Annotated in this window: 20 protein-coding genes; 6 read left to right on the forward strand and 14 right to left on the reverse strand. The window is 64.2% G+C overall.

Annotated elements, in window-relative coordinates:
* Nucleotides 1–103 precede the first annotated feature (103 nt).
* The 10 genes from FJW05_RS04875 to FJW05_RS04920 form a co-directional block, all read right to left on the reverse strand.
* Nucleotides 104–1,627 carry a S8 family serine peptidase gene (locus FJW05_RS04875; protein ID WP_246673214.1) on the reverse strand — a complete coding sequence of 508 codons (1,524 nt, stop codon included), beginning with the start codon at nt 1,625–1,627 and terminating at the stop codon, nt 104–106.
* On the reverse strand, nt 1,617–2,282 hold the full coding sequence (locus FJW05_RS04880) for an anti-sigma factor (protein WP_140628629.1): 666 nt from the start codon (nt 2,280–2,282) through the stop codon (nt 1,617–1,619). The genes FJW05_RS04875 and FJW05_RS04880 overlap by 11 nt, the downstream gene beginning before the upstream one ends.
* On the reverse strand, nt 2,279–2,845 hold the full coding sequence (locus tag FJW05_RS04885) for a sigma-70 family RNA polymerase sigma factor (protein ID WP_140628633.1): 567 nt from the start codon (nt 2,843–2,845) through the stop codon (nt 2,279–2,281). The genes FJW05_RS04880 and FJW05_RS04885 overlap by 4 nt, the downstream gene beginning before the upstream one ends.
* Before the next feature lie 280 nt (nt 2,846–3,125).
* Entirely contained in the window at nt 3,126–3,965 is an 840-nt protein-coding gene (locus tag FJW05_RS04890; protein WP_140628637.1) for an alkaline phosphatase family protein, read from the reverse strand.
* Nucleotides 3,966–4,040: 75 nt separating this feature from the next.
* A complete protein-coding gene (locus FJW05_RS04895) occupies nt 4,041–5,630 on the reverse strand; it encodes an ABC transporter substrate-binding protein (RefSeq protein ID WP_140628639.1) in 1,590 nt (529 codons plus the stop codon).
* A 178-nt stretch (nt 5,631–5,808) separates the two neighbouring features.
* Nucleotides 5,809–7,464 (reverse strand): ABC transporter ATP-binding protein, encoded by a 1,656-nt coding sequence (locus FJW05_RS04900; RefSeq protein WP_181164868.1) that lies wholly within the window; start codon nt 7,462–7,464, stop codon nt 5,809–5,811.
* Nucleotides 7,465–7,493: 29 nt separating this feature from the next.
* Nucleotides 7,494–8,315 carry an ABC transporter permease gene (locus FJW05_RS04905; RefSeq protein WP_140628644.1) on the reverse strand — a complete coding sequence of 274 codons (822 nt, stop codon included), beginning with the start codon at nt 8,313–8,315 and terminating at the stop codon, nt 7,494–7,496.
* A 58-nt stretch (nt 8,316–8,373) separates the two neighbouring features.
* Complete coding sequence (locus FJW05_RS04910; RefSeq protein WP_140628647.1) at nt 8,374–9,333, reverse strand: ABC transporter permease; 960 nt, start codon at nt 9,331–9,333, stop codon at nt 8,374–8,376.
* Nucleotides 9,334–9,433: 100 nt separating this feature from the next.
* On the reverse strand, nt 9,434–11,023 hold the full coding sequence (locus FJW05_RS04915; RefSeq protein WP_140628650.1) for an ABC transporter substrate-binding protein: 1,590 nt from the start codon (nt 11,021–11,023) through the stop codon (nt 9,434–9,436).
* 148 nt (nt 11,024–11,171) lie between these two features.
* Entirely contained in the window at nt 11,172–13,157 is a 1,986-nt protein-coding gene (locus FJW05_RS04920; RefSeq protein ID WP_140628653.1) for a CocE/NonD family hydrolase, read from the reverse strand.
* A gap of 175 nt (nt 13,158–13,332) precedes the next feature.
* Between FJW05_RS04920 and FJW05_RS04925 the strand changes: the two genes are divergently transcribed.
* Nucleotides 13,333–13,590 carry a BrnT family toxin gene (locus FJW05_RS04925; protein WP_140629714.1) on the forward strand — a complete coding sequence of 86 codons (258 nt, stop codon included), beginning with the start codon at nt 13,333–13,335 and terminating at the stop codon, nt 13,588–13,590.
* Nucleotides 13,577–13,888 (forward strand): BrnA antitoxin family protein, encoded by a 312-nt coding sequence (locus FJW05_RS04930; protein ID WP_140628656.1) that lies wholly within the window; start codon nt 13,577–13,579, stop codon nt 13,886–13,888. Before FJW05_RS04925 ends, FJW05_RS04930 begins: the two co-directional genes overlap by 14 nt.
* 10 nt (nt 13,889–13,898) lie before the next feature.
* Here FJW05_RS04930 and FJW05_RS04935 read toward each other — a convergent pair whose 3' ends face one another.
* The 4 genes from FJW05_RS04935 to puuE form a co-directional block, all read right to left on the reverse strand.
* Nucleotides 13,899–14,492 carry a nucleoside deaminase gene (locus FJW05_RS04935; RefSeq protein WP_140628660.1) on the reverse strand — a complete coding sequence of 198 codons (594 nt, stop codon included), beginning with the start codon at nt 14,490–14,492 and terminating at the stop codon, nt 13,899–13,901.
* 15 nt (nt 14,493–14,507) lie between these two features.
* Nucleotides 14,508–14,999, reverse strand: coding sequence for an ureidoglycolate lyase (locus tag FJW05_RS04940; RefSeq protein WP_140628663.1), 492 nt, complete (start codon nt 14,997–14,999; stop codon nt 14,508–14,510).
* On the reverse strand, nt 14,996–15,856 hold the full coding sequence (locus FJW05_RS04945) for a bifunctional allantoicase/(S)-ureidoglycine aminohydrolase (protein ID WP_140628666.1): 861 nt from the start codon (nt 15,854–15,856) through the stop codon (nt 14,996–14,998). The genes FJW05_RS04940 and FJW05_RS04945 overlap by 4 nt, the downstream gene beginning before the upstream one ends.
* An 81-nt stretch (nt 15,857–15,937) precedes the next feature.
* On the reverse strand, nt 15,938–17,362 hold the full coding sequence (gene puuE / locus FJW05_RS04950; protein ID WP_140628671.1) for an allantoinase PuuE: 1,425 nt from the start codon (nt 17,360–17,362) through the stop codon (nt 15,938–15,940).
* Nucleotides 17,363–17,531: 169 nt separating this feature from the next.
* On the opposite strand from puuE, the gene uraH reads away from it, so the two are divergent.
* Genes uraH through xdhC form a run of 4 tightly spaced genes read left to right on the forward strand, consistent with a single transcriptional unit; the run spans nt 17,532 to nt 22,704 of the window.
* A complete protein-coding gene (uraH, locus tag FJW05_RS04955; RefSeq protein WP_140628674.1) occupies nt 17,532–17,906 on the forward strand; it encodes a hydroxyisourate hydrolase in 375 nt (124 codons plus the stop codon).
* A gap of 3 nt (nt 17,907–17,909) precedes the next feature.
* On the forward strand, nt 17,910–19,385 hold the full coding sequence (gene xdhA / locus FJW05_RS04960) for a xanthine dehydrogenase small subunit (protein ID WP_140628677.1): 1,476 nt from the start codon (nt 17,910–17,912) through the stop codon (nt 19,383–19,385).
* Nucleotides 19,385–21,748, forward strand: coding sequence for a xanthine dehydrogenase molybdopterin binding subunit (xdhB, locus tag FJW05_RS04965; protein WP_140628680.1), 2,364 nt, complete (start codon nt 19,385–19,387; stop codon nt 21,746–21,748). The genes xdhA and xdhB overlap by 1 nt, the downstream gene beginning before the upstream one ends.
* Nucleotides 21,749–21,801: 53 nt before the next feature.
* A complete protein-coding gene (gene xdhC, locus FJW05_RS04970; protein WP_140628683.1) occupies nt 21,802–22,704 on the forward strand; it encodes a xanthine dehydrogenase accessory protein XdhC in 903 nt (300 codons plus the stop codon).
* Nucleotides 22,705–22,712 lie beyond the last annotated feature (8 nt).

Genomic DNA, 22,712 nt, shown 5'->3' on the forward strand with positions numbered 1-22,712 from the left:
GCTGCGGCAAACCTACGCAAGATAGACCGGCACTGCCTGCCGGTCTCGGCCGTCGACGGCAAGTCGGTTGATTGAGTTTGACCCTGACGCAGGTTGCCCAAACTCACTCCTTCGCCGCTCCAGCCGCCGTGATGTCCAGCAGCCCATAGCCGAAGTCATTGTCGCGCCCCTTCGGGCCAAGATCCTTGGCCGTGGCCGCCAGCGCCTTCTCGATGTCGTCGGCCGAGCGGTCGGGCGCGGCGTGGATCAGGTTGGCGATGGCGCCGGACACGATCGCGGCGGCGAAGGAGGTGCCGGTCACCACGTCCGAGCCGGCGCCGCTCGGCGCCACCATTTCGACGCCCGGCGCCGAGATGAAGACATAGGCGCCGCGATTGGCCTGCGGCATCAGCCCGTCCTTGGCGTCGGTGGCGGTCACGGCGATCACGCCGTCGAAGGCGGCCGGATAGCCATAAGGCGCTTTCGGTCCATTGTTGCCGGCTGCTGCCACCAGCGCGATGCCCGCCGCCCGCGCATTGCGGCAGGCGGTGCCGAGCAGGTCATTCTTCGGCCCGACGAAGCTCATATTGATGATGCGCACATTCTGCTCGGCAGCCCAGTCGAGCGCCGACAGGATGACGTCCATGGTCGACTTGCCGCCTTCGAAGGCGCGGGCGTGGTAGATTTTGGCGCCCGGCGCCATGCCTTCCAGCGGACCGACGCCGGCAATCAGTCCGTCGACCGAGGTGCCGTGGTCGCGCTTCTCGATCGGCACGTTGGGCATGGCATCATATTGGCCGGCGATGACGCCGGCGAGCGCCGGGTTGGTGTCGTCGATGCCGGTGTCGATGACGGCGACCCGCACATTCTCGCCGCTCGCCTGCTTGGCATCGAGCGCGATGCGCTCGAAGGCATAGTTGACGATGCCCGCCGCCTGTTGCAGCGAATAGATATGGTTGGGCTCGCGCCGCTGCGTGCGCCCATCGGCTGCCAGCTGCGCCAGCACCACGCCGACCGGCCGCCCGTCGGTGATGCCGAAGCGCACCAAAGTGGTGCCGAGCAGCAGCGACTGGCGCTGCGAGCGAACCTGCAGGCCGAAGGAATTGGCGATCTGCTGCACCACGCCGGCATTGCCCTCGACCGTCACCAGCACCTCGTCGGGCACGAATTCGCCGCTGATCGCGCGCGGCGGTTCGGCAAGGTTGAGGCCCTGCGGCACCGTGACAGGCCCGCTCGGCGTCGGAGCGGGTGGCGGCGTGTTGCTGGAACCGTTCGATGACGATGTTCCGTTCGCCGGCGTTTGCGGGGCGGCGCCCGCCGGGGGATTCGGGAACAGGTCGACGATCAGCGCCGGCAGGAACGCCGCGCCGCCCGTGGCCGTGCCCGGCGTCGCGTCGCTGTTCCTGGCGCCGCCGTCCTTGTCGCAGCCGCCGGCCGACGTCGTGCGGTCCAGGCAATCGAGCTGTTTTTGCGTCAGGTTCGGATCGTTGGTCTGCGCGGAGGCAGGCGCGGCGACAAATGCCGCCGCCGCAAGGAGCGCCGCATGCAGAATGACTCTCAGCCTCGACGCAATTCCGGACGGAAGGCTACGGCGAAGTCGCCGAGCCCGACCACGGCGCACTTTTCCTGGAATTGCCTTAGCCGCCATCGGCCGGTTTCCTTCCCTGGATCACAGCCTCCGCGAAAGGCTGGACGGCAATAAGGCCGACGAGCTTGTCGTAATCGGCCGCCGTGCTGGCCGGAATCGTCAGGTGGAACACGCCGTCGGCGGTCGGACCGCCGGCGATCTTCAACCCGTTCTGGCCGAGGAAGGCGGCGATATCGGCCATCTTCGCATCCGGCTTGAACTTGACCAGCGCGAAAGGCAGCTTCGCCAGATCATCCTGGGTGCCGGCCACCTCGAAGTCGTTGCCCTTGCCGCCCGGCTGCTCAAAGGCCTGCACGATGACCAGCGCAAGCAGCGCCGCGGCAGCCGCCCAGGCGACACCGGCAGGCATTGCCGTCACCCGGCCGAAGACTCTTGCCAACCAGGATTGGCCGGGCGTGCGCACCGGACCGGCCTCGGCGTCCAGCGCCTTGGAGAAGCGGGAGAACGCGTCGGCGGGCGGCCGGATCGCCTCGTTGGCGGCTGCGGTGCCGGAGAACTCGGCCTCCGCTTCGCCAAGCGCATTCATCGCCGCCGGATCGGTGGCCAGCCACTCCTCGACGGCCTCCAGCTCGGCGCCCTCCAGCGAGCCGTTCAGGTAAAACGGCAGCAGCGTTTCCATCTCGTCGCGACGCGACATCTTTTCAGCGGCGCTCATGGCCAACCCCTGTCGTAACCGGCGGCCTTGAGGGCTTCGCCGAGTTTCTTGCGGGCGTAGAACATCCTGGTCTTGACGGTCGCGACCGGGATGTCGAGCACCTCGCCGATCTCGGTCACCGACTGGCCATGGTAATAGGCAAGGTCGATCACCGTGCGGTGTTCTTCCGGCAAGGCGTCGACGAAGCGCCGCAGGGCGGCGGCCTTGTCTTCCTTCATGGTCACGACTTCCGGCGTGTCGGCGCCGTCGGGAACTTGAGCCGCGTCGTCGTCGTCGATCCAGTCTTCCTTCTTCTTGCGCAGCATCGATAGCCCCTTGAAGCGGGCGATGCCGAGCAGCCATGTGGAAACTTCAGAGCGCCCCTCGAAACTGGGCGCCTGTTTCCACAGCTCCAGAAAGACCTCATTCGCGATATCGTCGGCCATCATTTCCGATCCCGTCTGGCGCGCCACGAAGCGGTAGATCCGCGCGTGGTGACGCATGAACAGGAGCCGGACGGCGGCCCGGTCGCCCTTCGCGACCCGGTCCACAAGCGCGCGATCGGTTTCCGTCGCCGCATTCATGGCCGGTTGAGCCGCCTGGCTCCTCGAAGCTCTGTCGTTGATCGGTCCAAAAAGGTTCACCCTCCGCCAAGGATTCTTTGGAGGCTAACTGAAGAGTGGGGAGGTTGCCAGTAGGGGCGCTTTTCCTTCTCCCCTTGTGGGAGAAGGTGGCCGCGAAGCGGCCGGATGAGGGGTGCTCCAGGGAAAGCCAGCGTCTCACTCCGCTGGAACACCCCTCATCTGTCTCGGCGCTGCGCGCTGATCCACCTTCTCCCATAAGGGGAGAAGGGAGAGGTGGCGCTTACCCCAAAAACACCTTCGCCTTCATCGTCTCTGGTATCGTCACGCCAAGCCGGCTCAGCACTGTCGGCGCGAGCTGCAGCTGGTCGAGCAGCGTGTCGGCCTCAGGCCCCTTCGCGGGTCCGAAATAATAGAGCGCGAAATCCTGCATCTCGTCGTCATGGCCGCCATGGTGGCCGCGGCCGGTCTGGCCATGGTCGGCCGTCACGATCACTTCATAGCCCGCCTGGCGCCATTGCGGCAGGAAGGCGGCGAGCATGCCGTCCATCGCGTAGCAGGCATGGTCCATCTCGTGGCAGTCATGGCCGAAGCGATGGCCCATCGAGTCCAGCGTGCAGGTGTGGAGAATGCCGTAGTCGATGCCGTGGCGTTTGGTCAGCATCGTCAGCGTCGCGAACAGATCGACGTCGCTTGGCGTCATCTGGTTCTTGAGATTGTAGCCGGTCATGGTGTGGAAGCGGCCATGTGTGATCGGCCCGCCTGGCTCATCGAACTCCATGTCCTCGACAAGGTCGAACGGATACGAGCGAAAGAATTCCGACCAGTAGGAATGGGTCACCGCGCCCGTCTTGCCGCCGGCCTTGCTCACTTCCGAGAAGATGTCCGGCTGGGTGACGCGAAAGCGGTTCTCGTTGGCAAGGATGCCATGTATCTGCGGCGAAACACCGGTGTGGATCGAGGCGTAGCAGCAAGCGGAGGTCGACGGCAGCACCGAGCGCATCTTCCACACCTGCGCCTCGCCCGACTGCGCCCAGCCTTCGAGATTGCCCATCAACCGGCGCCAGTTCCGGTAGGGCACGCCGTCGAGGATGATGAGCAGCAGTTTGGATTTGAGCGCCACGGCGGTTCTCATGCATCGAAAACAGAAGCGCCGCGTGTCGCGTGGACACGCGGCGCTGCTTTGGATAGCTTGATATCAGGCGTTCAGCCAGCACTCGTTGAGTGCATAGCCGTCCATCATCTCGCCATTCGGGTTCTTCACCCAGCCGCCGACCTTCTTGGTGTTGGCGGCGTCGACGAACTGGTTGAAGAACGGCACGATCAGGCCGCCTTCGTCGCGCATCAGCATCGCCATGTCGCGATAGATCGCCTTGCGCTTGGCCTGGTCCAGCTCGGCGCGGGCTGTGTAGAGCATCTTGTCGAATTCGGGCCGCTTGAAACGCGTGTCGTTCCAGTCGGCGGTCGACAGATAGCCGGTGGAATACATCTGGCCCTGCGTCGGCCGGCCGCCCCAGTAGGAGAGCGAGAAGGGCTGCTTGTTCCACACTTCCGACCAGTAGCCGTCGCCCGGCTCGCGCTTGATCTCTATCTTGATGCCGGCCTTGGCGCAGGACTGCTGGTAGAGTTGGGCGGCGTCCACGGCGCCGGGGAAGGCAACGTCGGAGGTACGCAGCAGGATCGAGCCGCTATGGCCCGACTTCTTGTACGCCGCCGCCGCCTTTTCGGGGTCGAACTTGCGCTGCTCGATATCGGCGGAAAACAGCGGATAGGCTTCGTTGATCGGGAAGTCGTTGCCGACCGAGCCGTAGCCGCGCAGGATCTTGTCCAGCATCTCCTCGCGGTCCATGGCGAGCTTGAGCGCCATCCTGAGGTCGTTTTTGTCGAAGGGCGCGGTGTCGCAGAACATGTTGAACGGGTAATAGCCGCGCCCGGCGACATTCTCGATGCTGACGCCCGGCATGCGTTTCACCAGATCGACCACCTTGGGCTCGACGCGGTTGATGAGATGCACCTGGCCGCCCTGCAGAGCCGCGAGCCTGGCCGTCGGATCGTTGATGACGACGATCTCGATCTGGTCGGCATGGCCTGCCTTGTCGCCGCGCCAGTAATTGGCGAAGCGTTCGCCGCCATGCTTCACGCCGGGCTGGTTGACGGCAACCTTATACGGCCCGGCGCCGATGCCGGCATTCGGGTTGTCCTTGCCGCCATTCGGCTGGATGACCAGGTGGTAGTCGGCCATCAGATAGGGGAAGTCGGCATCGGCGTCGCCGAGCGTCACCACCACGTCCTTGCCGTCGGCCTTGATGGTCTTGATGTTCTTCAGAATGCCGAGCGCGCCGGACTTCGACTTCTCGTCGGCGTGGCGCTCGAGCGTCGCGACGACATCCTCCGCGCTCACCGTCTTGCCGTTGTGGAATTCGATGCCGTCGCGGATCTTCATCGTCCAGGTCTTGGCGTCGGCCGAAGCGCCGATCTCCTCGGCGATCAGGTTCTCGACACCGCCTTCCGGGGTCAGCCGGACAAGGAATTCGCCCCACTGTTTGCAGAAGTTGTAGGTCACCTGGCTGAGATTCAGCGCCGGATCGAGGCTGTTGGTCGATTCGCCGCCCTGCAGGCCGGCCCTGATGATACCGCCCTTTACGGGCGTCGCGGCGAAAGCCTTGCCGGCAAGCGTCGTGGCGAGCGCCGCCGAAGCGCCAAGCGCTGCCGCGCGGCCGAGGAAGTCGCGCCGCGAGATCCTGCCCTTGCCGGCGAGTGCGGCGAGATGGTCGAGTTCCGTCTGCATGTCCTGCCCCCTTTTTGAGATTGATGGTGCGAGCCCTATCTTGCCTGCAGCCGATCTTTCCTCTTCCGCATTGCAGCCGCATGACAACGGCCGCCCGGATGCTGATTTTCGCGAGCTATCTCTTTGTTTTAACGCAATTCCGTGCGGAAAGCCGCTTAACGGCTCTACGGGAATTGCTTTAGTTTCCAGCGCTCGCCATGCGCCGGCCCTTGATCGCCTTCTCAAGCCAGCCGATCTCCATCTCCGGCACGGAAGACAGGAGAAGGTCGGTGTAGGCGTCGAAGGGCGGCGTCAGCACCTTGCTCTTGGCGCCGTAGCGCACCACCTCGCCGCGATACATGACCGCGATCGAATCGGCGATCGACTTAACCGTCGCCAGATCGTGCGTGATGAACAAATAGGCGACCTTTTCATGCTGCTGCAGGTTCAGCAAAAGCTTGAGAATGCCGTGGGCGACCAGCGGGTCGAGCGCCGAGGTCACCTCGTCGCAGATGATCAGCTTCGGCTTGGCGGCCAGCGAGCGGGCAATGCAGACGCGCTGCTTCTGTCCGCCGGACAGCTCGGCCGGGTAGCGGTCGATAAAACCCTTGCCCATCTCGATCTCGTCGAGCAGCTCGGCGACGCGCTTGTCGCGCTCGCGGCCCTTCATGCCGAAATAGAACTCCAGCGGCCGGCCGATGATGGTGCCTACCGTTTGGCGCGGGTTCATCGCCACGTCGGCCATCTGGTAGATCATCTGCAGCTGGCGCAGATCTTCCTTCGGCCGGTCGGCCAGCCTGTTGGCCAGCGGCCTGCCGTCGAAGGTGACGGTGCCTTGCTCGGGCGGCAACAGGCCGGTTATGGCGCGCGCCAGCGTCGACTTGCCGGAACCGCTCTCGCCGACGACGGCCAGTGTCTGTGCCGGGTAGATGTCGACCGAGACGTTCTTCAGAACCTTGACATGGCCGCCGCCATAGGCGGCGGTCACATTCTTCACCGACAGGAAGGGCGTTGTGCCGGGCTGCTGTTCCTGGTGCTCGATCTCGTGCACCGAAACCAGTGCGTTGGTGTATTCCTGGCGCGGCTCCTTGATGATCTGCTGCGTGCCGCCCCACTCCACCAGCCGGCCGTGGCGCAGCACCATGATCTCATCCGAGACCTGGGCGACGACGGCAAGGTCGTGGGTGATGTACAAGGCGGCAACATGGGTGTCGCGGATGGCGTCCTTGATCGCTGCAAGCACGTCGATCTGCGTCGTCACGTCGAGCGCCGTGGTCGGCTCGTCGAAGACGATGAGGTCGGGCTCCGAGCAAAGCGCCATCGCCGTCATCACACGCTGCAATTGGCCGCCGGAAACCTGGTGCGGGTAGCGCTCGCCGATCGTCTCGGGATTGGGCAGGCTGAGCTTCTTGAACAACGCGACCGCCCGCTTCTCGGCCTCGGCACGGTTCGCGGTGCCGTGCAGCAGGGCCGCCTCGACCACCTGGTCGATCAGCTTGTGCGCCGGGTTGAACGCCGCCGCCGCCGACTGCGCGACATAGCACACCTCGCGTCCGCGCAGCGCCCGCACGCCTCTTGGTCCGGCCTTCATGATGTCGCGGCCGTTGAGGATCACCTCGCCGCCGGTGATGCGCACGCCGCCGCGGCCATAGGCCATGGACGACAGGCCAATGGTCGATTTGCCGGCGCCGGATTCGCCGATCAGGCCGAGCACCTTGCCCTTTTCGAGCGTCAGCGAGACATCGTGGACCAGTGTGATGGTTTTCGGCGCCTCGCCCGGCGGATAGACGGTCGCCTCGATGCGCAGGTTGCGGATGTCGAGGAGCTTGCCTGGGCTTGCTTGCCCGTCGGCCATCGGCCGCGTCTTCGCCTGCTTGTCAGCCATCAGTCGCGTCCTCCCTTCAGGCTCGTCGTGCGGTTGAGCACCCAGTCGGCGACGAGGTTGACCGAGATCGCCAGCACAGCGATCGCAGCCGCCGGGATCAGCGCCGCCGGAATGCCGAACACGATGCCGTCCTTGTTTTCCTTGACCATGCCGCCCCAGTCCGAATCCGGCGGCTGCACGCCAAGGCCGAGGAAGGACAGCGCCGACAGGAAGAGCACGGCGAAGATGAAGCGCACGCCAAGCTCCGCCACCAGCGGCGACAGTGCGTTGGGAAGGATCTCGCGGAAGATGATCCAGCCCTTGCCTTCGCCGCGCAGCTTGGCCGCTTCGACGAAATCCATGACGTTGATGTCGACGGCCACCGCGCGCGACAGGCGATAGACGCGGGTCGAATCGAGGATGCCCATGACGAGGATCAGGGTCAGCGCATTGGTCGGCAGCACGGAAAGCACGACGAGGCCGAAGATCAGCGTCGGGATCGACATCAAAAGATCGACGAAGCGCGACATCAGCGTGTCGAACCAGCCGCCGAACACCGCGGCCGAGAAGCCGAGGATCGCGCCCAGCGAGAAGGACAGCGCCGTCGCCGCCACCGCGATCTCCATGGTGATGCGCGCGCCGTAGATCATGCGCGAGATGAGATCGCGGCCGAGATTGTCGGTGCCAAGCCAACGGGCGGCAGACATCGGCTCCCAGACGTCGCCGACGATCTCGCCATTGCCGTGCGGCGCGACCCAGGGCGCGAAGATGGCGCAGAACGCGAAAGCGCCGGTCAGGATCAGCCCCACCCAGGCGGTTATCGGGATTTGTCGTAGTGCCATTCGCCTCAGTTCCCCTTCTGGTCGTCTTGCATCCGGCCCGTCATTTCGGATGCCCCCGTCACTTCGGATGCCTCAGCCGCGGATTGGCCACGATCGCGGCGATGTCGGCGACGATGTTGAGCGTGATGTAGACCGCGGCGAAGATCAGTCCGACCGCCTGCACCACCGGCACGTCGCGCTTGGCGACATGGTCGACCAGATACTGCCCCATGCCCGGATAGACGAAGATCACTTCGACCACGACGACGCCGACGATGAGATAAGCGAGGTTGAGCATGACGACGTTGACGACCGGCGCGATCGCGTTCGGGAATGCGTGCTTGCGGATGATGTCGAAGGCCTTCAGCCCCTTGAGCTCGGCCGTCTCGATATAGGCCGACTGCATGACGTTGAGGATCGCCGCGCGCGTCATGCGCATCATGTGGGCAAGCACCACCAGCGTCAGCGCCGTGGCCGGCAGCACAACGGCCTGCAGCCTTTCCAGGAACGGCGTGGAGTCGTCCACCGTCGAGATGCTCGGGAAGATCTGCCAGTGCACGGCAAACACGAAGATCAGCACATAGCCGATGAAGAATTCCGGGAACGATGTCGAGGCCAGCGCAAGGCCGGAGATCAGCTTGTCGACGAAGCCGTTGCGATAGCGCACCGCAATGAGGCCGAGGATGATCGCCAGCGGCACCGCGACGACCGCCGCGCAGGTCGCCAGGAACAGTGTGTTCTTCAGCCGGGTGCCGATCGAGGTCGCGATGTCCAGTCCGCTCGACTGCGCCGTGCCGAAATCGCCATGCAGGATGCCCCAGAGCCAGTGCACGTAGCGCAGCCATGCCGGGTCGTTCAGCCCGAGCTGCTCGCGCAGGTTCGCCAGCGCCTCCGGCGTCGCCGATTGGCCGAGGATCGCCTGGGCGACGTCGCCCGGCAGGATCTGCGTGCCGGCGAAGATAAGCACCGAAACAGCCAAAAGAAGAACCAGGCCCAGCAAGACGCGCTGAGCGACCAATCTCAGGATCGGAGACGACATCGGCAACCCGCAATGGTGAAGAAGGGACGACGCCCGCCTTTCGGGCGGGTCATGAAAACGGAGAAGGGCCGGCTTGCGCCAGCCCTTCCCTTATCCTTCATCAGGCCTGCAGCCAGCACTCGATCAGCGCATGGCCGTTGCTGAGTTCCTGCGCCGGGTTGTCGACCCAGCCTTCGACGCCCTTGCCGGTCGCGTCGACGAACTGGTTGAAGAACGGCACGATCAGGCCGCCTTCGTCGCGCATGATCTCGCCCATGTCGCGGTAGATCTTCTTGCGCTTGGCTTCGTCGAGCTCGCCGCGCGCGGCAAGCACCATCTTGTCGAAATCCGGGCGCTTCCAGCGGGTGTCGTTCCAGTCGGCGGTCGACAGATAGGCGGTCGAGTACATCTGGTCCTGGGTCGGACGGCCGCCCCAGTAGGAGAGCGAGAAAGGCTGCTTGTTCCAGACTTCGGTCCAGTAGCCGTCGCCCGGCTCGCGCTTGATCTCGATCTTGATGCCGGCTTTGGCGCAGCTCTGCTGATAAAGCTGGGCGGCGTCGACGGCGCCCGGGAAGGCGACGTCGGAGGTGCGCAGCAGGATCGAGCCGCTATGGCCCGACTTCTTGTAGGCCGCGGCCGCCTTTTCCGGATCGAACTTGCGCTGCTCGAAGTCGCCTGCAAACAGCGGGTAGGCCTTGTTGACCGGCATGTCGTTGCCGACTTCGCCGTAACCGCGCAGGATCTTGGTCAGCATCTCCTCGCGGTCCATGGCGAGCTTCAGCGCCATCCTGAGATCGTTGTTGTCGAAGGGCGCGGTGTCGCAGAACATGTTGAAGGGATAGAAGCCGCGGCCCGAAGCGGCGCGGATGGTGACGCCGGGCAGCCGCTTGACCAGATCGACGATCTTCGGCTCGACGCGGTTGATCATGTTGACCTGGCCGCCCTGGAGCGCGGCCATGCGCGCCGTCGGGTCATTGACGACGACGATCTCGACCTGGTCGGCATGGCCGTATTTGTCGGCCTGCCAGTAATTGGCGAAGCGCTCGCCGCCATGTTTCACGCCGGGCTGGTTGGTGGTGACCTTGTAAGGGCCGGTGCCGATGCCGGCATCCGGCTTGTCCATGCCGCCATTCGGCTGGATGATCAGGTGATAGTCCGCCATCAGGTAAGGCATGTCGGCGTTCGGGTCCTTCAGCGTGACCACGACATTGCCGCCATCGGCCTTGATGGTGTCGATGCTCTTCAGCACGCCCAGCGCGCCCGACTTGGACTTCTCGTCGCTGTGGCGCTTCAGCGTCGCCACCACGTCGTCCGGCGTCACTTCCTTGCCGTTGTGGAACTGGACGCCTTTGCGGATTTTCATCGTCCAAGTCTTGGCGTCGTCCGAAGAGCCGATCTCCTCGGCGATGAGGTATTCGACGCCGCCGCCCGGAGCGAGCTCGACCAGCGTTTCGCCCCAGCATTTGCCGAAGGCGAAGGGAACCTGGCTAAGGAAGGTCGCAGGATCGAGGCTGTTGGTGGATTCACCGCCCTGCAGGCCGGCCTTCAGCGTGCCGCCTTTGACCGGGCCGGCGGCGCGCACGGCGTTGGAAAGCAGCGAGTTGGCAACGGTGGCGGCGACGCCGAGCGCCGCGGCGCGCCCGAGAAAATCGCGACGGCTAAGTTTTCCGGCCGCGACTCGCCGGCTGAGATAGTCGAGTTCGTTGGACATTAAGGTTCCTCACTCTGGATATCCGACCTTAGGGTCGTTTCTTGCTATTGGAGGAGATAATGACCGCAAGGGAAAGCGGCAGGCAAGACCGAATGCGACATGCGGTGGCGTAAATCGTACGCCGCATTTGGACCAATCTTGCCTCGACTCAAACCAACGAGCGGGGAATCGCCTGCTCGAAGTCGCGTTCGAAGACCAGCTTTTCGCCCTCATAGGCTTCGATTCTGGCGCTGACGATAAAGTTTGCGGCGTCCGATCGCATCTCGGCAAAAGTCTCGGTCCGCACCGACCATTCATCGCGCGACAGGGTCTGCGTCCAATGCGTGGCTCCGGTGGCCGACAGCGGGTCGTCGGGATGGATCGTCCATGTCTCGCGCACGATGCTGCCATTGGCCAGCCCATGTTCGATGTCGCGCACCTCGCCGAAATCGTCGGTTATTGAGAGTGTGACCAGACCGGTCTTCTCGTCGCGGCTGACATGGCGTTCGGAATTCGCCTGCCTGATCGTCTCGGTCGCCCATGGCGTCGCGCCTTCCGGCTCGGGGAACGAAACCTCATCCCTTCTTGCCAGCGGACGCAGCGGCAGCTTCAGCGTCGCCTTGGCGAGATCAAGTCGCACCGGCTCCGGCGAGGGCCAGATCATCGGCCAGTAGGCGGTCGAAACGGCGATGCGCAATTTGTGGCCGGCCGGCACACGATAGGCGCATTGGTCGAGCACGACGCGCGCCGAAACCGTCTCCCCGGGAACCAACGGTTCGGGGAATTCATGCGAGTTGCGGTGGGTCAGATTGAGCACGCCATATGAGATCAGCTCCGAGGCGCCGTCCGGATGCACGTCGCAGAGCCGCACCGCGATGTTGGCCTGCGGCCGGTCGGAGGCGAGCTGGACCTCGAGCTCCGGCGCCCCGACAATGTCGATCGCTTCGCCGAGCTCGGTCTGGTCGAAACAAACCGACAGCGCGTCATCGGGGCGTTGGTCGCCCGGCAGTTCCGGCCCGAAGGTGAAGGGAAAATATTCGCCGCCGGCGAGTCCGCAGGTCTGCGGCGACGCGACGATCGCCGGCTTGGCGCCGTCGGGGATGAGCTCGATCGTCTCAAGCTTGATGTTGGACGACGGCCATTCCTGTTCCGCCACCCAGCGGCCCGGTCGCTCGGGATGCCAGCGCGCCGGGCGCACGCTGTCCATCATATAGGCGCGGTAGTCCGGATCGGCCTCGACGCCGGTTTCCCCGCCCTTCAGCCAGCGGTCCCACCAGCGCAGCGCTTCCTGCAGGAAGCCGATGGCCGGGTTGGGCCCGGCGTAATGCGGGTATTTGTGGATCCAGGGGCCGACGATACCTTTGACCGGCGACTGGATGTTGGCGACGAGATGGGAAATCGTGTTGCGGTAGCCGTCATGCCAGCCGCCTATCGACAGCACGGCCGCTTTCACCGCCGAAAAATCCTCGCAGATAGAGCCGCGCTTCCAATAGGCGTCGCGATGCTGGTGGTTGAGCCAGAGCGGCAGAAGGAAAGGCTGGTTCTCCAGCCGGCTAAGCCACAAATCCCGCCAGCGGTTGCCGCCGGCGATCACCGGATCCGGCGGCCGCGACGAATAGGACAGCATCGTCGAGGCCCAGCCGAAATTTTCCAAGAGCAGGCAGCCGCCCTTGTAGTGGATGTCGTCGGCATAGCGGTCGACAGTCGAGCATAGGCTGATCACCGCCTTCAGCGCCGGCGGCTGCTTGGCAGCCACCTGCAGGCAGTTGAAGCCGCCCCAGGAAATGCCCATCATGCCGACATTGCCGTTGCACCAGGGCTGCGCCGCCGCCCAAGCGATGACGTCGCAGGCATCCTGCAATTCCTGCTCGGAATATTCGTCGTCCATCAGCCCTTCGGAATCGCCATTGCCGCGCATGTCGACGCGGATCGAGGCGTAGCCGTGCCCGGCGAAATAGGGGTGGGTGAGCTGGTCGCGAAAAATGGTGCCGTCGCGCTTGCGGTAAGGCAGGTGCTCGAGGATCGCCGGCACCGGATCGTCAGTGGCGTCCTGTGGCATCCAGACGCGCGCCGACAGCCGGCAGCCGTCCGGCATGACGATGCCCATATCGGGGAATTCGACGACCTTGCGCGGGAATTCGATGACGGTTTTCATGGGGCGCATAACGCTACGCAGCGTGGCGACTTTCAATCGCCAATCGCGACTGGAGCATCAAAAAATGCGACCTGGGTCGTTAGCGCACGCAGCCTCGATTATCCGGCTTCCTCTTGCATCCTCCGGGTAATTTATGTATTACATTTATTCACGTGGCCCGACGCAGACACAGTGGATGATCTCGCCTGAAAATCGTGAGCCAAAACGGGTGACGAACCTCGCAAGCCGGGGTCTCGACTTCGCCGATCTCGATATCGAGTTTTTTGCCACGTCAATCGTCCTCCCGGCCAAAGCCGGTCGGCTGAAGGCGATTGGAGAATTTGGAGAGATCATTCTCGCCGTGATCTTCAAGCCGCTTGGTTCCGAAGCGATCTCGGTGATCTCGATGCGTCATGCCAGCCGAAAGGAAAGGTCCGTATATGAGCAACACTAAGTCACACATTCGGCGGCTTACCGATGCCGAGGAAGCCGAAATTCAAAGACAGATTGCTGCCGATTCCGAGGACGGGGAGGCGACCGACGAACAGCTGGCACAAGCCAAGCCTTTCGCGGAAGCGCTCCCGGAACTTTTTGAGAGCATAAGGCGTTCCCGCGGCCGACCGGCCCTGGAGAAACCAAAGCAAGTCGTCTCCATCCGCCTCGACCAGGACGTTGTCAGAAAATTCAAGGCGACCGGCAAGGGTTGGCAGGCACGGATAAATGAAGTTCTGAAAAACGCGAAGGTAAGGTAGGCTATACACTTCAGTTCAGCGGGATGTCGTTGTCGGCCTTGCTTGCCTGATAGGCCTCCGACAGCTCGTCATAGCGCGCCGAAATCCTGCCGATCCGAGCCTCCAGCCGCTGGCGCTCAGCCTCGGGCAAAGCCCTGACCAGCCGGCGGATGGAAAAACTCTTCCAATAGGCGTTCTCGGCATTGTAGCCGCCTGGATCCAGGGTGAAGACCTCTTTCAGGATCTTCAGGTCGTGCGGGATGGCAAAACTGTCGCGCGAATCCTCGTGGCTGAAGAGGTAGTAGAAATTGTCGAAACCGGTCCAGGTGATCGCCGACAGGCAGAGCGAGCAGGGTTCGTGCGTGGCGATGAACAGCGCATCCTTGGTGTCGATGCGCTCGGCCTTGGGCATCTCGTAGAAGCGCTTCAGGCAATGCACCTCGCCATGCCAGAGCGGATTTTCCGTCTCGTTGTTGGTCTCGGCCAGCACCAGCGACCGGTCGTCCTTTCGCAGGATCGCGGCGCCGAACAGCTTGTTGCCGCGGGCGACGCCTTGCACCGTCTTTGGCACGATGTCGTGCTCGATCACATCGAGCAGGCGGTCGATCAGCGAAATGTCGGTCATGGGAATCGCGAGCTTTCAGGGAAGGTGGATCTCGTAAGGATGCGAGAAATGGAACTCTTCGAGATTGGAGCCGTCGCCGCCGCGGTCGACGATGAGAAAATCCTGCTCCTCGCCGATCGGCGTCAGCACGCCGTGCCAAAGGTTGCGGCGGTAGTTGATGCCTTGTCCGGGGCCGGCGAGAAAGGCCTGCGGTTCACCCGGGCCATCCTTGGTGTCATGGCAGACGACCACCAGGAACGGCCGCGGCGACAGCGGGATGAAGGCCTGGCTGCCAAGCGGATGGCGCTCGACCATGATCAGCTTCAGCGGCATCTCATAGGGCGTGCCGCGCACCATCGAGATCAGCACGCGCGCATTCGGGCCCGCAGCTTCCGCCGTGGCGAGGTCGTGATAGCGCATCGCCTTGCCGCCATTGATCGGGTAGCGGTTGTCGCCGCCCATGTCGATGACGTCGCCGAAGGGCGCGAAGGTCTCGCGGGTGAGTTGCTGGGCGACAATGCGGCTCACCGCGCCTTGCCTCCAAGATAGCCGCCAAGCCTGGCGTGACGGTTGACGTCCTTGTAGAGCAGGTAGCGGAAATTGCCGGGGCCGCCGGCATAGCAGGCCTGCGGGCAGAAGGCGCGCAGCCACATGAAATCGCCGGCTTCGACCTCGACCCAGTCCTGGTTGAGGCGGTAGACCGCCTTGCCTTCCAGAACATAGAGCCCGTGCTCCATGACATGGGTCTCCGCGAAGGGGATGACCGCGCCGGGCTTCAGCGTCACGATGGTGACATGCATGTCATGGCGCATGTCGGCCGGGTCGACAAAGCGGGTCGTTGCCCAGCGCCCTTCCGTGCCCGGCATCGGGCTCGGCGCCACATCCTGGTCGCTGGAGAAGAAGGCTTCCGGCGCGTCGAGACCGTCGACCACCTCATAGGCCTTGCGAATCCAGTGGAAGCGGGCAGCGCTGCCGCTCTCGTTGCGCACCGTCCAGCCGCTCGACGGCGGCAGGAAGGCAAAGCCGCCGGGGGCAAGCACATGTTTTTTGCCGGCAAGCGATACGGTGAGCTCGCCCTCGACGACGAACAGCACGCCCTCGGCGCCGGCATCGAGTTCCGGCCGGTCGCTGCCGCCGCCGGGCAGGACCTCGACGATATATTGCGAGAAGGTCTCGGCGAAGCCCGAGAGCGGCCTTGCGATGATCCAGGCCCGCGTCTCGTCCCAGAACGGCAGCGGACTGGTGACGATGTCCTGCATCACGCCTTTGGGGATGACCGCATAGGCCTCGGTGAAGACGGCGCGGCCGGTCAGAAGCTCGTTCTGGCCGGGATGGCCGCCATGCGGGGCGTAATAGGTTCGCTCGGCGGTCTTGATCATATCCATGTGGTCCTGACCCTCAGAGCAATTCCAGGAAAAGTGTGAAGTGGTTTTCGGTCCGGAATTGCGTCAACAGAAAAACAAACATTAGAGTGGCAGCATGTCTTTCAGGCGAAGCAGCGCGATGCGTTCGACCTGTTTGCAGGCGGTTTCGAATTCGGTGCCGCGGCTGTTGCCGATCCGCGCCTCGAACTCCGCCAGGATCTCGTCCTTGGTCTTGCCCTTGACCGCGATGATGAAGGGGAAGCCGAAGGTGGTGACATAGGCGGCGTTGAGTTTCGAGAACAGCTCGCGTTCCTTGTCGGTCAGCGCGTCGAGCCCGGCGGACGCCTGCTCCTTGGCCGATTCCGGCGTCAGCCGCTTGGCCGCCGCCAGCTTGCCGGCGAGGTCCGGATGGGCGTTGAGCACGGACAGCCGCTGGGCCTCCGTTGCCGCGCGGAAGACGCGGCAGAGCGCGTTGTGGAGGCCGCCGGCGCTGTCATGCGCGGGCCCGAGTTCCAGTTCGTAGGCGCGCTCGGCGATCCAGGGCGAATGCTCGAACACGCCGCCGAAGGCATGCACGAATTCCTCGAACCCCATCCGCGACGGCCGCAGTGCCGGCGCCCGGTAAGGATGCGTCTCGCGCCAATGCCTGGCGATGTCGATGCGCCGTGTCAGCCAGACCTTGTCATGCGATTTCACATAGTCGACGAAGCGCTTCAGCGCCGCGACCCGTCCGGGACGGCCGACCAGCCGGCAATGCAGGCCGATATTCATCATGCGCGGCCGGCCCGCCTTGCCCTCGGCATAGAGCGTGTCGAAGCTGTCCTTCAGATAGGCGAAGAACTGGTCGCCGGAGTTGAAGCCCTGCGGTGTCGCGAAGCGCATGTCGTTGGCGTCGAGCGTGTAGGGGATGATGAGCTGCGGCTTCTCCAGCCCGTCGCGATCGAACCAGTAGGGCAGTTCGTCGTCATAAGTGTCGGAGACATAGTCGAAGCCGCCTTCCTCGGCGACGAGCCGCACGGTGTTGACCGAAGTGCGGCCGGTGTACCAGCCGGTCGGCCGCGCGCCGGTCACCTCGTAATGCAGCTTGATCGTCGCTTCGAGATCGCGCCGCTCGTCCTCGGCGGAGTGGTCGCGATAGTCGATCCATTTCAGGCCATGCGAGGCGATCTCCCAGCCAGCCGCCTGCATGGCGGCCACTTGGTCGGGCGAGCGCGCCAGCGCGGTGGCGACGCCGTAGCAGGTCACCGGCACTTGCGCTTCGGTGAACAGCCGGTGGAGCCGCCAGAAGCCGGCCCGCGCGCCGTATTCATAGATCGATTCCATGTTCCAGTGGCGCTGGCCGACCCAGGCGGCGGCACCGACGATTTCGGACAGGAACGCTTCCGAAGCCTTGTCGCCATGCAGCACGCAGTTCTCGCCGCCCTCTTCATAGTTGACGACGAACTGCACCGCCACATGCGCACCGCCGGGCCATTTTGGGTCCGGCGGATTTGCCCCGTAACCGCGCATGTCCCGATCGTAACGCATTGCCGCTCCTGCCCGATGGTCGAGATGAAGATATCGAAAGGAGTGCGGATGCATTCCCCCGAAAATTTTTGAAAGTGCTTTTTGCCATGCTCCGCTCGACCGGGGCTTATGCATAGCCTTTAATTGGCGCACAATTGACCTGAAACTGAACCGGGATGGGAGGCGGCCAGTGGCAGAGACGTCGAAAGCCGATGGCGGGCGCCTGACGACCCATGTGCTCGACACCGCGACCGGTCGGCCTGCCAAGGGCCTGTCGATCGGCCTTTTTCGCATCGAGGGCCAGGGCCGCACGCACCTCAAGACCGTCGCCACCAACGATGACGGGCGCTGCGACGCGCCGCTGCTCGCCGGCGCCGATTTCCGCACCGGCGAGTATGAGCTGGTCTTCGCCGCCGGCGACTATCTGCGCGGCCAAGGGATCGACTTGCCGCAACCTGCTTTCCTCGACATCGTGCCGATCCGCTTCGGCATGGCGGAGAAGCTGCATTATCACGTCCCGCTCTTGATTTCGCCCTATGGCTACTCGACCTATCGGGGGAGCTGAGACATGGTTGAGACCCGCAACGAAATACGCTTCATCTTGAACGGCAACGGCGTGGCGCTGAGAGACGTCGCGCCCGATGCGACTTTGCTCGACTGGCTGCGGCTCAACCGCTCGTTGCGCGGCACCAAGGAAGGCTGCGCCGAGGGCGATTGCGGCGCCTGCACGGTGCTGGTCGGCAAGCTTTCCGCCGAAGGTCTCGTCTATGAAAGCGTCAATGCCTGCATCCGCTTCATGGGCTCGCTTGACGGCACCCATGTCGTGACGGTGGAGCATCTGCGCGGCGACGGTGAAAAACTGCATCCGGTGCAGCAAGCGATGGTCGATTTCCACGGCTCGCAATGCGGCTTCTGCACGCCGGGCTTCGTCATGTCGCTCTACGGGTTGTGGATGAAAACGCCCGATCCGTCCAACGCGGTGATCGAAAAGGCGCTGCAGGGCAACCTCTGCCGCTGCACCGGCTATGAGGCGATCATGCGCGCCGCGCACGCCGTTTCGAGCTATGGCAAGGCGGCTAAGGATCCGCTGGCCGTGGAACGCGAGGACATCACCGCACGGCTAAAAGCACTGCGCGATGGCGCCAGGGTCGAGATCGGCTCGGGCAAGGCGCGATTGATCGTGCCGGCCAGCGTCGACGATTTCGCCGCCTTGATCGAGAAGGAACCGGGCGCCACCATCGTCGCCGGCTCGACCGATGTCGGCCTGTGGGTCACCAAGCACATGCGCGACATCTCGCCGGCGATCTTCATCGGCGGCCTCGACGGCTTGCGTACGACCTCGGAAAAAGACGGCGTCATCACCATCGGCGCCGGCGTGACCTACACCGAAGCCTTCGAGACGCTGTCGAAGCGCATCCCGGCTTTGGGACCGCTCGTCGACCGCATCGGCGGCGAACAGGTGCGCAACATGGGCACCATCGGCGGCAACATCGCCAACGGCTCGCCGATCGGCGATATGCCGCCGCCGTTGATCGCGCTCGGCGCGCAGCTCACGCTGCGCAAGGGTCAGGTCCGTCGCACGATACCGCTCGAAACCTTCTTCATCGCCTACGGCAAGCAGGACCGACAGCCCGACGAATTCGTCGAATCCGTGCATGTGCCCTTGCCGGCAAAAGGAACGAAGTTTGCCGTCTACAAGGTCACCAAGCGGCGCGATGAGGATATCACCGCGACGCTCGGGGCATTTTACCTGACCTTGGCCAAGGATGGAACGGTGGCCGACATCCGCATCGCCTATGGCGGCATGGCGGCAACGCCGAAGCGCGCCGCGGCGGTCGAGAAGGCGCTGATCGGCAAGGTCTGGAACGAAGCGACCGTGGAGGCCGCGATGGCCGAATATGCCGGCGACTTCAAGCCGCTGACCGACATGCGCGCGACCGCCGAATACCGGGCGCTGGCGGCAAGGAACCTTCTGCTGCGCTTCTATATCGAGACGACGGGAACGAAGGCGCCGTTCCAGGTCTCGCGCAACGAGGCCGCCTGATGAACAAGCACGCCACTCCCAACCTCAAGGCGGAAAAGATCGCCGGCGGTGTCGCCACCGACCAGCGGCACGATTCCGCGCACAAGCATGTCAGCGGCGCCGCCGTCTATATCGACGACATGCCGGAGCCTGCCGGCACGCTGCATATTGGCCTCGGCCTCTCCAAGATCGCGCACGGCACGCTGAAAAGCGTCGACCTGTCGGAGGTGCGCTCAGCCCCGGGCGTCGTCGACGTTCTGACCCATGCCGACGTTCCCGGCGAGAACGATGTTTCGCCGAGCAACATGCATGACGATCCGGTGCTTGCCGAAGGCAAGGTTGAGTTCTACGGCCAGCCGATCTTCGCCGTGATTGCCGAGACGCGTGAGGAAGCGCGCCGCGCGGCGCGTCTCGCAAAAATCGAGTATGACGATCTTCCGGCCGTCATCGACATCTGGAATCTCGACCCGGTCAACGACAAGCAGGTCACCACGCCGTTGATCCTGAAGCGCGGCGATGCCGCCGCGGCGATTGCTGCCGCCCCGCGCCGCATCAAGAACCGCATGTGGCTCGGCGGCCAGGACCATTTCTATCTCGAAGGCCAGGTCTCGCTGGCGATCCCCGGCGAGGACGACGAGGTCGTCGTCTATTGCTCGACGCAGGGCCCGAGCGAGACGCAGCATCTGGTTGCCCATGCGCTCGGCGTGCCGAGCCATGCGGTGACAGTCGAAGTGCGCCGCATGGGCGGCGGCTTCGGCGGCAAGGAAACGCAGGCCAACCAGTGCGCCGCAATAGCGGCAATCGCCGCCAAGAAGCTGAAGCGCGCGGTGAAGATCCGGCTCGATCGCGACGAGGACATGACCGCCACCGGCAAGCGGCACGACTTCGCCATCGACTACGAGGTCGGCTTCGACGACGAGGGCAACATCCTGGGCGTCGACTTCACCTATGCGCTGCGCTGCGGATTCTCCGCCGACCTCTCCGGTCCGGTCGGCGACCGCGCGCTGTTCCACTGCGACAACGCCTATTTCTATCCGGCGGTGCATGCGAAATCGGCGCCGCTCTACACCAACACCGTGTCCAACACCGCCTTCCGCGGCTTCGGCGGCCCGCAAGGCATGGTCGGCGCGGAGCGCGTCATCGACGAGGTTGCCTTCGCCGTCGGCAAGGATTCGCTCGAAATCCGCAAGTTGAATTTCTACGACCCGATGGAGGCCATCGGCGAGCGCAGCGTCACGCCCTATCACCAGAAGGTCGAGGACTGCATCATCCAGCGCATCGTGGCCGAGCTGGAGGAAAGCGCGGACTATGCGCGGCGACGCCGCGAGATCGGCGCCTTCAACAACAACAGCCGCTTCATCAAGCGCGGTCTGGCGCTGACGCCGGTAAAGTTCGGCATCTCCTTCACCAAGACGGAGGCGAACCAGGCCGGCGCGCTGGTGCATGTCTATGCCGACGGCTCCGTCCATATGAACCATGGCGGCACCGAGATGGGCCAGGGCCTGCACCTCAAGGTGGCGCAGGTCGTGGCCGAGGAGTTCCAGATCGACCTCGACCGGGTCAAGATCACCGCCACCACCACCGCCAAGGTGCCGAACACCTCGCCGACGGCCGCGTCGTCCGGCGCCGACCTCAACGGCATGGCGGCGCAGGACGCCGCCCGCCAGATCCGCAAGCGGCTGACCGATTTCGCCGCCGACAAATACCAGGTTCCGCACGACCAGGTCGTGTTCCTGCCCAACCGGGTGCGCATCGGCAACCAGGAAGTGGCCTTCAACGATCTGGTCAAGCAGGCCTATGTCAATCGCATCCAGCTCTCGGCGGCAGGCTTCTACAAGACCCCGAAGATCCATTGGGACCGCAGCAAGGGCCGCGGCCATGCCTTCTATTATTACGCCTATGGCGCGGCCTGCTCGGAAGTGTCGGTCGACACGCTCACCGGCGAATATGTCGTCGAGCGCACCGATATCCTGCATGACGCCGGCCGCTCGCTGAACCGGGCGATCGATCTAGGCCAGGTCGAGGGCGGCTTCATCCAGGGCATGGGCTGGCTGACGACAGAGGAGCTGTGGTGGGACGACGGCGGCCGGCTGCGCACGCATGCGCCGTCGACCTACAAGATCCCGCTCGCGTCCGACCGTCCGAAAATCTTCAACGTTAAGCTGACCGACTGGTCGTCTGCCTATGAACCGACCATTCATCGCTCAAAGGCGGTGGGCGAGCCACCGCTGCCACACGGCATGTCGGTGCTGCATGCGCTGTCGGACGCGGTGGCCAGCGTCGCGGATCACGAGATTTGTCCACGCCTTGATGCGCCGGCGACGCCGGAACGGGTGCTGATGGCGATCGAGTGGCTCAAGCAGGAGGCCGCGAAGCCGGCTTGAAACGTGCAATTCGGGCCGAAAAACACTATATTTCCCAAGTGGAAATGCAGACGATGAACTCGAAAGCACAACAGCTGAAGGAATTCCTCGGCCGGGTCGGCCAGGCTGCGTTGGTTGAAGTGGCGGCGACGAAGGGTTCGACCCCGCGCGAGGCCGGTGCCTTCATGCTTGTCTCGGCCTCGTCGATTCTTGGCACCATCGGCGGCGGCCAGCTCGAATACATGGCGATCGACAAGGCGCGGCAGGTATTGAATGCAGGGCAGCGGCCGCGATCTCCCGCCAGTGAAGCCCGCATCGAGGTCGATGAGGTCTGCGCAACGCTGGACGTTCCGCTCGGGCCGGAGATCGGCCAATGCTGCGGCGGCCGCGTCGAGGTGTCGATCCGCCTCGTCGATGGTTCACTGGAACAGCAACTGATCGCCAAGGCCGAAGCGGAAGAGGCCCATCTGCCGCATGTCTATGTGTTCGGCGGCGGCCATGTCGGCCAGGCGCTGGCCGCGTCGCTCGCGCTGCTGCCGATCCATGTCGTCGTCGTCGAGACCCGCGCCGAGGCGCTGGAAGGCATGCCGGAAACGGTGAAAACACGGCTGACATCGTTGCCCGAAGCCGTGGTGCGCGAGGCGCCGGCCAGATCGGCCTTCGCGATCCTGACTCATGATCATGCGCTGGATTTCCTGATCGTCGCCGAGGCGCTGAAGCGTGACGACAGCGCCTATGTCGGCATGATCGGTTCGAAGACCAAGAAGGCGACCTTCAGGAACTGGTTCCTGAAATCCGCGGAGGGCAGCGAAGCGCAGTTCGCCCGGCTCGTCTCGCCGATCGGCGGCAATGCCGTGAAGGACAAGCGCCCGCCGGTGATCGCCGCGCTCGCCGCCGCAGAGATCATGACGTCGCTGGTGGCGCACACCGTCGAGGCGCCAAGGGCCGCCGGCGCCGAGAAGATGATGGCCGGCTAAGTCCGCCG

The organism is Mesorhizobium sp. B2-9-1, assembly GCF_006439455.1.
Classification (GTDB): Bacteria; Pseudomonadota; Alphaproteobacteria; order Rhizobiales; family Rhizobiaceae; genus Mesorhizobium.